This is a genomic window from Arthrobacter crusticola (assembly GCF_004357995.1).
Taxonomy (GTDB): Bacteria; Actinomycetota; Actinomycetes; order Actinomycetales; family Micrococcaceae; genus Arthrobacter_D; species Arthrobacter_D crusticola.
Window position 1 is genome coordinate 673,991 of sequence record NZ_SMTK01000003.1, and the last position, 13,567, is coordinate 687,557.

Annotated in this window: 9 protein-coding genes; 5 read left to right on the forward strand and 4 right to left on the reverse strand. The window is 68.9% G+C overall.

Annotated features, from left to right (window positions below):
- The first annotated feature begins 134 nt into the window (after positions 1-134).
- Positions 135-2,177: an acyltransferase family protein gene (locus E2F48_RS10990; RefSeq protein ID WP_246018833.1), complete on the forward strand. Its 2,043-nt coding sequence runs from the start codon at positions 135-137 to the stop codon at positions 2,175-2,177.
- 165 nt (positions 2,178-2,342) lie between these two features.
- Positions 2,343-3,866: an IMP dehydrogenase gene (gene guaB, locus E2F48_RS10995; RefSeq protein WP_425455765.1), complete on the forward strand. Its 1,524-nt coding sequence runs from the start codon at positions 2,343-2,345 to the stop codon at positions 3,864-3,866.
- Between the two features lie 354 nt (positions 3,867-4,220).
- Here the strand turns inward: guaB and E2F48_RS11000 are convergent, their stop codons facing one another.
- Complete coding sequence (locus E2F48_RS11000; RefSeq protein ID WP_133403986.1) at positions 4,221-5,057, reverse strand: PhzF family phenazine biosynthesis protein; 837 nt, start codon at positions 5,055-5,057, stop codon at positions 4,221-4,223.
- 129 nt (positions 5,058-5,186) lie between these two features.
- Positions 5,187-6,032, reverse strand: a complete 846-nt coding sequence (locus E2F48_RS11005) for a phosphatidylinositol-specific phospholipase C/glycerophosphodiester phosphodiesterase family protein (RefSeq protein WP_133403987.1) — start codon at positions 6,030-6,032, stop codon at positions 5,187-5,189.
- Positions 6,033-6,266: 234 nt separating this feature from the next.
- Here E2F48_RS11005 and ubiG point away from each other — a divergent pair, with 234 nt between their 5' ends.
- Genes ubiG through E2F48_RS11020 form a run of 3 tightly spaced genes read left to right on the forward strand, consistent with a single transcriptional unit; the run spans position 6,267 to position 10,631 of the window.
- On the forward strand, positions 6,267-7,058 hold the full coding sequence (ubiG, locus tag E2F48_RS11010; RefSeq protein ID WP_133403988.1) for a bifunctional 2-polyprenyl-6-hydroxyphenol methylase/3-demethylubiquinol 3-O-methyltransferase UbiG: 792 nt from the start codon (positions 6,267-6,269) through the stop codon (positions 7,056-7,058).
- Positions 7,059-7,076: 18 nt separating this feature from the next.
- Positions 7,077-8,786 carry a glycosyltransferase gene (locus tag E2F48_RS11015; protein ID WP_133403989.1) on the forward strand — a complete coding sequence of 570 codons (1,710 nt, stop codon included), beginning with the start codon at positions 7,077-7,079 and terminating at the stop codon, positions 8,784-8,786.
- 27 nt (positions 8,787-8,813) lie between these two features.
- A complete protein-coding gene (locus tag E2F48_RS11020; protein ID WP_133403990.1) occupies positions 8,814-10,631 on the forward strand; it encodes an ABC transporter ATP-binding protein in 1,818 nt (605 codons plus the stop codon).
- 22 nt (positions 10,632-10,653) lie between these two features.
- Here E2F48_RS11020 and E2F48_RS11025 read toward each other — a convergent pair whose 3' ends face one another.
- Complete coding sequence (locus tag E2F48_RS11025) at positions 10,654-11,508, reverse strand: VanW family protein (protein ID WP_133403991.1); 855 nt, start codon at positions 11,506-11,508, stop codon at positions 10,654-10,656.
- A 243-nt stretch (positions 11,509-11,751) separates the two neighbouring features.
- Complete coding sequence (locus E2F48_RS11030; protein WP_133404153.1) at positions 11,752-13,395, reverse strand: ribonuclease J; 1,644 nt, start codon at positions 13,393-13,395, stop codon at positions 11,752-11,754.
- Positions 13,396-13,567: the final 172 nt, after the last annotated feature.

Genomic DNA, 13,567 nt, shown 5'->3' on the forward strand with positions numbered 1-13,567 from the left:
GGGGCCCGCGGCGGCGACTGCAGGGGTCCCGGAGCCTCCCCAGGTCACGAAACGGTAAACTGGAGCTTTGTGCCGCCGCTGCCTGCGGCACACCGGGCGCTCCGAGGCGCCGCCAGGCAAGCGAAAGGGTCGATGTGGGTGTATCCAGATCCGCGTTGGAGGAGAACCTCCCCGCGGCCCCCGCGGCGCGCCAGCGGCGTCCCGAGGTGCAGGGGCTGAGGGCCCTCGCCGTCGTCATGGTGGTGCTCTACCACGTGTGGCTCGGCCGGGTCTCCGGCGGCGTCGATGTGTTCCTGCTGATCTCCGCCTTCCTGCTCACCTTTTCCTTCGTCGGCAAGGTCGAGTCGGGCCGGCCGCTGCAGCTCCTGCGGTACTGGTTGGGCCTCTTCCGCCGCCTGCTGCCCGCCGCCGTCGTCGTCCTGGTGGCCGTCCTGGCCGCCACGGCCGTGCTGGCCCCACCGTCCCGGTGGCCCGGGATCTTCGACCAGACGTGGGCGTCCCTGCTGTATGTGCAGAACTGGGAACTGGCCTCCAACGCCGTAGACTATTACGCCCAGGACGACAGCAACGCCAGCCCCCTTCAGCATTTCTGGTCCCTGTCCATCCAGGGCCAGGTGTTCCTGCTGTGGCCGCTGCTGTTCGCCGTGTCCGCCCTCGCGGCGCGGGCCGTCCGGCGCCGCTACCGCACGGTCCTCATCGCCGTCTTCTCGACGGTCTTCGCCCTGTCCCTCGCCTTCTCCGTCTGGCAGACCGCCCACCACCAGGCGGCCGCCTACTTCGACACCCGCTCCCGGCTGTGGGAGTTCGCGCTGGGCTCCCTGATCGCACTCCTGGTGCCATATGCCCGGTTCGGAATACGCACCCGGGTGGTGCTCGGCTGGGTCGGACTGGCCGCCATGCTCAGCTGCGGACTGCTGCTGCAGGTGCAGCAGCAGTTCCCCGGCTGGATCGCCCTGTGGCCGACGCTGGCCGCGGCCTGCATCCTCGCCGCCGGCCGCACCGGGAGCCGCTTCGGCGTCGACCGCCTGCTGAGTGCGGCCCCTCTGGTGCGCCTCGGCGACAACTCCTACGCCCTGTACCTGTGGCACTGGCCGATCCTCGTCTTCTGGCTCCTGACCGCCCGCAAGCCCGAGGCCGGGCTGCTCGACGGCGCGCTCGTGATCGCCGCGTCGCTGGTCCTCGCCTTCGCCACCACCCGGTTCGTCGAGGTGCCCGTGCGGTCATGGTCGTGGCCCACGCTGCGCAGGCGCCGCACCGGGCTCGTCGTGGCCGCGGCGCTGGCCATCGTCGCCGTGCCCCTCTCGGGGTGGGAGCTGCAGGTCCAGGCCCAGGAAAGCGCCGCCCGGATGCAGACGGCGGACGACAATCCCGGCGCGCGGGCGCTGGCCCCCGGGTTCGAGTACCGCGGGGCCGAGGACGCCGTGGTCCTTCCGCTCGCCAGCGCCCTGGGCAACGAGTGGGCGGAGTACGACGGCCACTGCGAAGGCGCCCTGGCCCCCACCGACCCCCGGATCGAATTCTGCTCCCAGGCCGGCAACGCCGAGTCGCCCGAGCGCACCATCCTGATCCTCGGTGACTCCCACGCCCAGGTGTGGCTGACCGCAGTGGGCGCCCTGGCCACCGAGCGCAACTGGAACGCCGTCCTGGTACACAAGCCCGCCTGCCGGTTCGCGGCGGAATCGCCAACTGTGAGCCCTGAGTGCAACGCACACAACGCCGCGGCCCTCGACTACGCCCTGGATCTCGCACCGGACGCCGTCCTGACCGTCGGGTCCAAGACCGACTGGAGCTCACCGGCGGAAACGGTCCCGGACGGCTACGCGGCCGGGGTGCAGCCGTTCCTGGACCGGGGCATCGAGGTCGTGGCGCTGCGCGATACGCCGCGGTTCGAATTCGACATGGCCAAGTGCATCGAGCTCAACAGCGGTGACCCCGACGCCTGCGCCCTGCCCCGCTCCGACCTGCTCGCCCCGGTGTCCCCGCTCGAGCAGATCGCCCGGGAGAATCCCGGAATCGGCGTGCTCGACCTGACCGACCAGATCTGCACCGACACCTCCTGCCCGGGCCTCATTGGGAATGTGCTCGTCTACAAGGATCGCGACCACCTCACCAGGACCTACGTCAAGACGATCCAGCCGGTCTTCAACGAGCGGTTCCTCGCCCTCACCGGCTGGTGAGCCGCCGCCCGGGCCCCGCTGCTCCGGGCGGCCGCTCCGGGTGAACGCCGTCATGCGGGCCGGGAATAGGGCTCGGAGGGGATTGGTTTTAGGATAGAGATGAGCCGGACGGCAGAGCCGCCGATGGCGCCCCACCCGCGGTGACACCCCGAAAGAGGACAATTAGTGACCCTGTCTGAGCAGAACGAACCCCACGACCCCTTCGGATTCATCGGGCTCACCTACGACGACGTGCTGCTGCTGCCCGGCCACACCGACGTCATCCCGTCCGAAGCGGACACCTCCTCGCGGGTCTCCAAACGGATCTCGGTCCAGACCCCGCTGCTCTCCGCCGCCATGGACACCGTGACCGAGGCGCGCATGGCCGTCGCCATGGCCCGCCAGGGCGGCCTCGGGGTGATCCACCGCAACCTCTCGATCGCCGACCAGGCCGAGCAGGTCGACCGGGTGAAGCGCAGCGAGTCGGGCATGATCACCAACCCGCTGACCATCGGCCCCGACGCCACCCTCGCCCAGCTCGACGAACTGTGCGGCCAGTACCGCGTCTCAGGCCTTCCGGTGGTCGACGACTTCGGCCACCTGCTCGGCATTGTCACCAACCGCGACACCCGATTCGTGCCCGAGAGCGAGTTCCCGCACCGCCTCGTGCGCGAGGTCATGACCAAGATGCCGCTGATCACCGGCCGCGTCGGCATCAGCGGCGACGAGGCCATCGCCCTGCTCGGCACGAACAAGATCGAAAAGCTTCCCCTCGTCGACGACGAAGGGATCCTCCGCGGGCTCATCACCGTCAAGGACTTCACCAAGGCCGAGCAGTACCCGCTGTCCACCAAGGACGACGACGGCCGCCTCAGGGTCGGTGCCGCCATCGGCTTCTTCGGTGACGGCTGGGAGCGCGCCATGACGCTCGTCGATGCCGGCGTGGACGCCCTCTTCGTCGACACCGCCAACGGCCACAGCGCCGGCGTCCTGGAGATGGTCGCCCGGCTCAAGGCCGATAAGGCCCTCGCGCACGTCGACATCATCGCAGGGCAGGCCGCCACCCGGGCCGGTGCCCAGGCCCTGATCGACGCCGGTGCCGACGGCATCAAGGTCGGCGTCGGGCCCGGCTCCATCTGCACCACCCGCGTCGTCGCCGGCGTCGGGGTGCCCCAGGTGACCGCCATCTACGAATCCGCCAAGGCCGCCATTCCCGCCGGCGTGCCCCTCATCGCCGACGGCGGCCTTCAGTACTCGGGCGACATCGGCAAGGCGCTGGTGGCCGGTGCCGACACGGTGATGCTCGGCTCGCTCCTGGCCGGTTCGGCCGAGGCACCCGGTGAACTGATCTTCGTCAACGGCAAGCAGTACAAGACCTACCGCGGCATGGGTTCGCTCGGCGCCATGCAGACCCGCGGGAAGAACACCTCCTACTCCAAGGACCGTTACTTCCAGGCCGACGTGAGCGGGGACGACAAGCTCATCCCCGAGGGCGTCGAGGGCCGGGTTGCTTACCGCGGGCCGCTGGCCTCGGTGGCGTACCAGCTCGTGGGCGGCCTGCGCCAGACGATGTTCTACACCGGTGCCCGCACCATCCCCGAGCTCAAGGCCAAGGGCAAGTTCGTGCGCATCACGGCGGCCGGGCTCAAGGAGTCTCACCCGCACGACATCCAGATGACGGTGGAGGCCCCGAACTACGGGTCGAAGTAGGTTTCCGGCCCACCCGGACGTTTCGCGCAGGAGGCCCCCGCCACCCACCAGGGTTGCGGGGGCCTCCTCGTCTTTCGGATCCTGCCCGTCCTCGTCGTTCCTCTCCGTCGAGTGTGCAGGTAACCACGCTTCGGTGGCGGATAGCGTGGTGAGCTGCAGTTTCGGCGGGAGCGGTGCGCGTGTACGGTTCGTCGTCCTCCGTCGAGTGTGCAGGTAACCACGTTCTGGGTGGTGCACAGCGTGGTGATCTGCAGTTTCGGCGGAGGGGGCAGCTCCCATGGCGCGTTGAGGCTTCGGTGGGAAGCGCCCGACGCCGCCGCCGCCGACGACGGCTCGCCGACGCTGCCCGGACTCTTACGCGGGAATCGTCACCGCGTTGCCGCTGACCGAAACGCGCGCCTCGGTGGGGGAGACGTCGATCTCGAGGATGCTCGGCCGTCCCATGTCCTGGCCCTGGAGGATCGTGATCCGCTGCGGTGCGGTGATGAGTCCCAGCGCCCGCAGATACCCGCCCAGTGCCGCCGCGGCGGCGCCGGTGGCCGGATCCTCTACCACTCCACCGACCGGGAAGGGATTGCGGGAGTGGAAGGTGCTGGAGTCCTCGCGCCAGATCAGTTGCAGCGTGGTCCAGCCCCGCTCGGTCATAAGTTCTTTGAGCGCGTCGAAGTCGTAGTGGAGGTCGGCGAGGCGTTCCGGGGTGCGGGCCGCCAGCACCAGGTGCTCGTTGCCGGCGAAGGCCACATGGGCCGGGAGCTGGGGATCAAGGTCGTCGGTCGTCCAGCCGAGCGCGGAGAGGGCCCCGGCGGTCTCCGCGGCGGACGCCTCCCGGCTCCGCGTGGGAGCGCTGACGAGGGTAGCCCGGTGGCCGGAGGCCGTGGTCGCCGTCGAGATGGCGATGTCGCCAACGGGCGTGTCGAACAGCAGCTCTCCGGGCCCGATCCGCTCCGCCAGGGCCACGGCCGTGGCGATGGTCGCGTGGCCGCAGAACGGCACCTCCGCCAGGGGACTGAAGTACCGAAGCGTGTAGTTCCGCCCGTCCCCGGGCCAGACGAACGCTGTTTCCGAGTAGCCCACCTCGGCAGCGATGCGCTGCATGCTGCTGTCGTCCAGTCCGGTGGCGTCGAGCACGACGCCGGCGGGGTTCCCGCCGGCGGGGTCGCTGGTGAAGGCGGCATATCTGAGAATCTCCATGGCACTACTTTGCCGCACCGGCGCACTTCTCCGGGGAGGCCGGGGGTCCGGCCACGGTACCGGCCCCGGTTTGGACGGGGGAAGGTGCTGCGCGGCGGCTCCCGTTCGAAGGAGGCGCCGCCCACCGGCCTACCCCCGCTCGGCGAGGAACCGCTCCAGGGCAGCCAGATCGTCGGTGTTGATGTGGTCGACGCCGGCCGCGAGCAGTTCGGCCCACACCGCCTCGCGGGCGGGTCCGGGCAGGTCCGGAGTCGCCCAGAAGCGGACCCGTGCGCCCTGGGCGTGGGCGGCCCCGACGTAGGTCGTCAGCTTGTCCCGTTCCGCGGCGGGCATTCCACCGACCCCCTGCCAGGAAAAGAGCTGCTGCCAGTTGTTGCTGATCAGCGGCATGAGCCCGGCAGGCAGGGTGGACCCGAGATCCGCCGCGCGCCCGTCGTAGAAGCCGAAGCGCTGGTCGGCGGCGCTCATGACGGACAGCGGGCGGTTCCCGCTGATCACCGCGGTCACGGCCCCCGCTTTGGTCTTCCCATGCGTGTAGCGGGTGAGCATTGTGCGGTGGCCGGCGAGCTCCTCCTCAATGGCGGCGTAGGTCGGGGCGGCCTGGCTCTTGATGTCGATCAGCAGCTGGAACTCACCGTCCCACCCCGGGTACACGCTGCCTCCATGGCCTGCGACCAGGGCGTCGAGGGGCTCCAGGTACAGGCTTTCCAGAGTGACCCCTGCCCGGACATCCCCGCGGTCGTGCGCGACGAGGAGTTCGCCGTCGACGAGCCAGACGTCCGCTTCGACACTCGTGAAACCGTGCTCCAGCGCATCGAGGAGCGGGCGGTCGTGTTCGTAGTCGTTGTGGGCGTGCGCCGCGGCGTGGGGCTCGCCCAGGTTCACGCCGTCCTGCGCCGCCGGGGCCGGCGCGAGGCCCAGGGCGCTCAGGGCGGTGAGGGCTGCCGCCACCGCGGCTGTCCTGCTCAGGAACATGATGGTCCTTTCGTTTCGGGCCCCGGGGTCCGGGGCCCGGGGCCCCTTCACGCTAGGGACCCCGGATGGTCGGCAGGCTTCGCACGGTTGACGCTCTGGTGAACTCCAGGAAGACAACGCCGGCAGGTCAGCAATCGGGTCCAAGGACCCTGTCGACCGCGCCGTCCCGGGAGCAGGATATGCGCAGGGCAGGCGGAGGTACGCGTCCGGGCCCTTCCACGCTGAGGAGGGTTCATGGCCATCGACAACGACATCTACAACCGCCTCGGCGAAACCTGGTGGGACGAAGACAACGTTCTGAACATCCTCCACGGCAGCTGCACCCCGGGACGGATGGCCTACTTCCGGGAGGTGCTGCGGACGCAGCTGCAGGACTCCTACGCCGGTCGAACGGCGTTGGACGTCGGCTGTGGCTGCGGCTTCCTGGCCGAGGAGTTCGCCCGGTTGGGCTTCTCGGTCACCGGTGTGGATCCGTCTGAGGTGGCAATCTCCGCCGCCCGGAAGCACGCAGAACAGGCCGCGCTGAACATCCGGTATGTCGTGGGCGCGGGGGAGGAGCTGCCGGTGGGCAGTTCGATCTTCGACGTCGTCTACTGCTGCGACGTGCTGGAACATGTCACGGACCTTCCGCGCGTCCTCGGGGAGAGCGCGCGGGTCCTTCGACCGGGCGGCCTCTACCTGTTCGACACCATCAACCGGACCAGGACCAGCAGGTTCCTCGGCATCAAGGTCATGCAGGACTGGTCCCTCACAAAGGTCACCGACGCCGCCCTGCACGACTGGACCATGTTCATCACGCCGGATGAACTGACCGCCCAGCTCTCCCAAAGGGGCCTCGTCGTCGAGGAGATCGCCGGGCTGGCCCCCCGGGCCCGAAAGCCGGTGGTGCTCAAGAGCTTCTACGACGCCCGCAGGGGCAGGATCAGCTATGGGGAACTCAGCCGGCGGCTCAATTTCGGCAGGGTCAAGACCACCCGGGTTTCCTACATGGGCTACGCCCGCAAGCCGGCAGCGGCCGGGACCTAAGAGCGCCGGGAGGCACCGATGGCAACGTATCTTCTCTGCAGCTCCCCGATCTACGGGCATGTGGTGCCCCTGGTCGAGATCGGCCGGTACCTGCGCGGGCAGGGGCACCAGGTGGGCATGCTCACCGGAGCCCGCTTCGAGGACACCGTCACCGGTGCCGGCCTCAGGTTCCTCCCACTGCCGGAGGCCTGCGACTTCGACGACCGGGACCTTGACAGCTCCTTCCCGGGGCGCGCCGGAAAGAAGGGGCTGGACCGGCTCCGCTTCGACATGACGGAAGTCTTCATCAACGCCCTGCCCCACCAGTACCGCGCCCTGCGGGAGGAACTCGACCGGACCCCCACCGACGCCGTCCTGGCCGAATCCGGCTTCACGGGCGCCGTCGTCCCGCTGCTGCGCACGGAACCGCGCCCGCCGATTCTCTTCAGCGGGATCATCCCGCTCGCCTTCTCCAGCAGGGACACCGCCCCCTTCGGCCCGGGCCTGCCACCCCTGCCCACGAAGGCCGGGATGCTCCGCAACCTGCTCCTCAACACCCTGATCCAGAAGGTCGTCTTCCGGCCCACGCACCGGGCGGCGAACCGGCAGATGAAGGCGGCCGCCGGGGTGCCCCTGCCCGTGCACTTCCTGGACGCGGCCTCCCTCGCGGACCGGTTCCTGCAGTTCACCTGCCCCGGCTTCGAGTATCCCCGGAGCGACCTGCCGGCCAGCGTGCGCTTCGTGGGCCCTGTCCTTCCCGCGGGAAGCGACGGCTTCACCCCGCCGTTCTGGTGGGGCGAGCTCCGGGACGGGCGCCCGGTTATCCACGTCACTCAGGGCACCATCGACAACAAGGACCCGGGACGGCTCATCCTGCCCACGCTCAGGGCCTTGGCGCGCTTGGACGTCCTGGTGGTCGCCACCACCGGAGGTGCGCCCCTGCCACCCGGCGACGTGCCGCCCAATGCCCGCGTCGCAGACTTCCTTCCGCACGAGCACCTGCTGCCCCTGGTGGACGTGATGATCACCAACGGCGGATACGGCGGAACCCAGCGCGCGCTGGCAGAGGGCCTGCCGGTGATCGTCGCGGGGGACCGCGAGGACAAGCCTGAGGTGGCGGCCCGGGTGGCCTGGGCCGGCGTGGGGATCAACCTGCGCACCGGCTCGCCGTCGCCTCGGGCGGTCCGCAAGGCCGTCCGGCAGGTCCTGTCCGACACCTCCTACCGGGAAGCGGCAGGACGGCTGGCCTCGGAGTACGCGCGGTATGACGCCCTGCCAATGATCGCCCGCGAACTCGAGACCACCCAGGCCGGGCCTCCCCGGGGCCGCGGCCCGTCGGGCCCGGGCCGGAAGGGGCTGGCCCTTGTCTCAGCAGCGCAGCTGGTCCTTGGCGTCGCAGGACTGCGCCGGGCGTTGAGGAAACGCACGGCCTACGACATAGGATTTCTCCGTGGCTCATCGGACACCATCGAGCGTGACCAGTGGTTAACGGGTACCAACCTCTCGGCGCCCGGTGGAATGCTCGTGCTCCAAGCGGCCTGCATCGCGGCCCTGCTCCGTGGGCCCAGCCGCCGTGTGGCCAGGACCCTCGGCGTCCTTGGAGCCATCATGACCGGCCGGTACCCCGCGGAGCGGTCGGTCCGGGCCAGCTGGCGGCGGCCCGACGACGCAGTGGCACCCCTGACGGCGGCGGCGGCACTGCTTGCGGCGCTCATGGCGGCCCTGGGGTTCCGGGCCGCCGGGAGGTAGCCCCGGCCGGCGGCGGGTGCGCGCGTCGTGGTTGAGCGCTCCGCTTCCCGCCTGCCCCTGATTCCGTACGCCCGCGCCGTCGGGCGGATCCTTGCCCTGAGCGCCAAAGCCTCCCCGGGCGCCGTCGCCATGAAGGTCCTCGGGTCCCTGATCGGGGCGGTGCTGCCGCTGGTCACTACCTACTTCGCGGCGCTCACGACGACGGCGCTCGCCGAGGCGTACGCGGGAGACCCCGACGCGGGCGGGCGCGCCGTCGTCTACGTGGTGGTGACCGCGGCACTGGGCCTGTTCTGGGGTGCCTTCACCAGCGTCGACCGGTACATCCAGCAGGTGCTCAGTTTCCGGGTGGGCGCCATCGTGGGCGACTCGATGTACCAGAGGTTCCTGGCGCTGGAGTTCTGGCGCTACGACGACAAGGAAACCGTGGACCTCTACGACAGGGCGCGGCGGTTCTCCGACTCCTACCCGCGGGTGCTGGACCGCATCGCGGCGATCTTCACCCAGCTGGTGTCGGTGGTGCTCGCCATCGGTGCCCTGCTGCTGGTGAGCTGGTGGGTGGCGCTGATCGTGCTGGTCGCCATCGTGCCGAGCGTGTACCTGCAGTTCCGCCTCTCCCGGGAACAAATGGCGCACTGGAACACGCAGGTCGATTCCCGCCGGCAGCGGCGCATGATCGAAACGAACATCATGCGCCCGCAGTACATCGCCGAGATCCGCCTCTACGGGGTGGTGGAGTACCTCATGCTGCTTCGCTCCCGGCTGCGGGAGGCCGACGAGCTGCGCCGGCTCGACTTCCAGCGCCGCTACATTCCCAAGCAGCTGCTCGCCGACGCCCTGCAGTACGGCGCGGAGGTGATCGCGCTGCTGTGGGTGGTCGGTCAGATCATCGCCCGGGCCCAGCCGGTGGGCCAGTTCCTCTACATCCAGCAGATCGTCAGCCGCGCCCTGGGCACCGCGAACGACCTGGTAAGTTCGCTGAGCTCCATCGACGAGGACCTGTCCAATCTCAAGGACTACGAGCAGTTCATGAAGCTGCCCGTCCCCGAGGCCACCGGTGAGCCCCTGTCCGGTCCGCCCTCGCGGATCGACCTGAAGGACATCCGCTTCACCTACGCCGGCAGCGACCTGGAGGTGCTCAAGGGGATCTCCCTGAGCATCGAGCGTGGGCGGCACATCGCCATCGTGGGCGAAAACGGCGCGGGAAAGTCGACCCTCATCCGGATCCTGGCCGGGCTCTACCGTCCGAGTTCCGGCGCGGTCCTGCTCGACGGGCGCGATCTGGGCACGGTCGGCACGCCCTCGTGGCACCGCTACCTCGCGGTGATGTCGCAGGACTTCCTGAAGTACGAGTTCGCGACGGCGGGAAACAACATCTACTTCGGCGACGTCGCCTCGCCCCGGGAGGAGGAGCGGATCGAACGCGCGGCCGCCGACGCGGAGGCCGCGGACTTCATCCGCCGGCTTCCGAACGGCTTCGAGAACCACGTGAGCAACTGGATGGAGGACCCCCGGGGGCGCAAGGGCAGCGGGCTCTCGGGCGGGCAGTGGCAGCGGCTGGCCATGGCCCGCAACTTCTACCGGGACGCACCCTTCATCGTGATGGACGAACCCACCTCGGCCATCGACGCGCTGGCCGAGCACCGCATCTTCACCCGGCTCTTCGATGACCGTTCACGGACCATCGTCGCCATCAGCCACCGGCTCGCCACGATCGAGAAGGCCGATGTGGTCTACATGCTCGAGGACGGGCGGGTGGTGGAGTCCGGCACGCACCGCGAGCTCGTGGAGCTGCGCGGCCGCTACTACCGGATGTTCGAAAGCCAGCTGCAGCCCACCGGGCCGTAGGGCCGGGCCAGGTGGGGCCGCATCAGTGGGTGACCGCGTGCCCGGCGGGGCGCACCGGAAGGATCTCCGCCCGGATCAGCGACCGGTCGTAGGCGACCCGGCCCTCGTTCTCGAGGATCAGCTCCTCAAAGACCTCCAGTCCGGTCCGCTTGTCCCGTTCGATCCGGTACACCTTGTTGTGCCGGTACACCTCGTTCCCGGCCTCATAGAAGTAGGCGTCGCGTTCGCGGATGTGGAACTTCATCGGCAGCTCCCGGTCTGCCCGCAGCTCGCCGCTGAGGTACTCCTCGGACGTCCAGGTCCGGAACTGGAAGGTGTAGGGCGTCCGGTTTTCGACCTGGTAGTCGAGGTAGTTGAAGGCGATCGAGGTGCCGGTGCCCCAGGGGATCTGGCGGTTGTAGTCCGGGAACAGGTCAAGTCCGTTGTGGTGGTGGTGCTCGACGACGGTGAGCGGGCTGTGAAGGACCATCCAGTGGAGCAGGTTGGTGAACTGGCACATGCCCCCGCCGATGCCACGGGTGGGTTTGCCGTTGCTGATGGTCAGCCCCTCCTTGTAGCCCTCCTTCACCGAACACCGGCCGGCGAGGCTCCAAAAGGAAAAGCGCTCGCCGGGGGCGATGACAATCCCGTCGATTTTCGGGGCCGTTAGGCCCAGGCTGACCGCCTTATTGTCCTGGAGTTCGGTCTCCACGTTCCCCAGCCGGCGCCGGATCAGCGAGTTGTGCTTATAGACAGTGACGGGCAGCGACACCGTCGAACGGGTGGAGGTGATCTCCGCCCTCTGCCGGAAATTCCGCAGATGCCGGAGGAAAATCATCCTCTCCATGGCGATCCGGTAGGTCAACGGCGATATTTCGCCGAACAGTTTCCTTGCCACTTATTTCCCCCAATTGAACTAAATTCAACCGAAGTGTACCCACGGGCAGCGAAATTTCCGTATCGACAGGGTGCCGTTCAACGGGGCGCCGGGACCCGTCAGAAATGCCGGGGTTCGGCAGGCGTATGCAACCCCGGCCGTCGAGCCCGTCCGGTTAACTGCCGATCCCCGGCCCCGCACCGGGAGGCGCGGAACCGGGGATCAGTGCTTGCCGTAAACCGTTGCTGACCGGGGACGGTGCGGCTACGCGTCGACGACGATCGCGGTGATCACCGGGGTGCGGTTGTAGAAGCGCCGCATCCAGTTCGCGGTGGCGCGCTCGATGACGGCCTCCGGATCCAGGGTGCGTGCCCCGCGCCCGCCCTGCCGGCCGGAGGGCCCGTCGGCGAGGGCCTTCTCGACCGCGGTGCCCGCCTTGTCGAGGTCGGCCGGGTCGCACGAGAAGCCCTGGATGAAGAACTCCGGCGGTTCGGTCATGGTGCCGGTCTCGGCGTCGATGATGGCCAGGACCGTCACCGAGCCTTCCTCAGCGAGGCGGCGCCGCTCGCGCAGCGTCTCCTCGGTGATGCCTCCGACGCTCGCGCCGTCGACGAACACGAGCCCGGCGGGCACCTTGCCCGAGACGGTGGCGCGTCCGCGGTGCAGGTCGACGGTGACGCCGTCCTGGGCGATGATCACATTGCGGGGCTCCACGCCCGTCGCGACGGCGATCTCGGAGTTGGAGCGCAGGTGGCGCCATTCGCCGTGCACGGGCATGACGTTGCGGGGCTTGACGATGTTGTAGCAGTAGGCGAGCTCGCCGGCGCTGGCGTGGCCGGAGACGTGCACCTTGGCGTTGCCCTTGTGCACCACGTTGGCGCCGATCTCGGTCAGGGCGTTGATGATGCCGTAGATGGCATTCTCGTTGCCCGGGATGAGCGAGCTGGCCAGCAGGACGGTGTCGCCCTCGCTGATCTTGATGGCGTGGTCGTTGTTGGCCATCCGGGACAGGGCCGCCAGCGGCTCGCCCTGGGAACCGGTGCAGATCAGCACGACCTTGTGGTCGTCGCTGCGCTCGAGCTTCTTGAAGTCGACGAGCAGGCCCTGCGGAATCTTGAGGTAGCCCAGGTCCGCGGCGATGGTCATGTTGCGGACCATCGAGCGGCCCACGAAGGCCACCTTGCGGCGGTGCTGGTGGGCGGTGTCGATGATCTGCTGGATGCGGTGGATGTGGCTGGCGAAGCTCGAGACGATGATGCGGCGCGGTGCGGTGCGGAACACGGCGTCGATCGCGGGGGCGAGGTCCTTCTCCGAGGTGGTGAAGCCCGGCACATCGGCGTTGGTGGAGTCGGTGAGGAACAGGTCCACGCCCTCGGCGCCCAGACGGGCGAAGGCGCCGAGGTCGGTGATGCGGCGGTCAAGCGGGAACTGGTCCATCTTGAAGTCGCCGGTGTGCAGCACCATGCCGGCGGCGGTACGGATGGCGACGGCGAGGCTGTCGGGGATCGAGTGGTTCACGGCGACGAACTCGAGGTCGAACCCGCCCATTGTGCGGCGGTCGCCTTCCTTGACCTGGACGGTCTTGGGGGTGATGCGGTGCTCCTTGAGCTTGGCCTCGATGAAGGCCAGGGTCAGCTGGGAGCCGACGAGGGGGATGTCGGCGCGCTCGCGCAGCAGGTACGGAACGCCGCCGATGTGGTCCTCGTGCCCGTGGGTGAGGACAACGGCGACGACATCGTTGATGCGTTCGCGGATGTAGGAGAAGTCGGGCAGGATCACGTTGACGCCGGGCTGGTGGTCCTCAGGGAACAGGACGCCGCAGTCAACGATCAGCAGCTTCCCGCCGAATTCGAAGACGGTCATGTTTCTGCCGATTTCACCGATTCCGCCCAGGGCCACGATGCGCATTGCGCCCTTGGCGAGTGTCGGGGGAGTTTTCAGTGCGGCGGGTGTTTTATTCACGAATTGGTATTCTCTCGTCGATGTCGCGGCGGGCGGGCCGCCGCGTGGAATGGTCGTGCTCGAAGGGTGATGCTCTAAAAATAAATCCGCGCAGTCCGCGGGGACCGTCCGGTGCTGT

Coding starts and splice junctions, on each gene's coding strand:
- E2F48_RS11000 (WP_133403986.1), bottom strand. CDS start 5,057: ATGGAGATTCTCAGATATGCCGCCTTCACCAGCGACCCCGCCGGCGGG.
- E2F48_RS11005 (WP_133403987.1), bottom strand. CDS start 6,032: ATGTTCCTGAGCAGGACAGCCGCGGTGGCGGCAGCCCTCACCGCCCTG.
- ubiG (WP_133403988.1), top strand. CDS start 6,267: ATGGCCATCGACAACGACATCTACAACCGCCTCGGCGAAACCTGGTGG.
- E2F48_RS11015 (WP_133403989.1), top strand. CDS start 7,077: ATGGCAACGTATCTTCTCTGCAGCTCCCCGATCTACGGGCATGTGGTG.
- E2F48_RS11030 (WP_133404153.1), bottom strand. CDS start 13,395: ATGCGCATCGTGGCCCTGGGCGGAATCGGTGAAATCGGCAGAAACATG.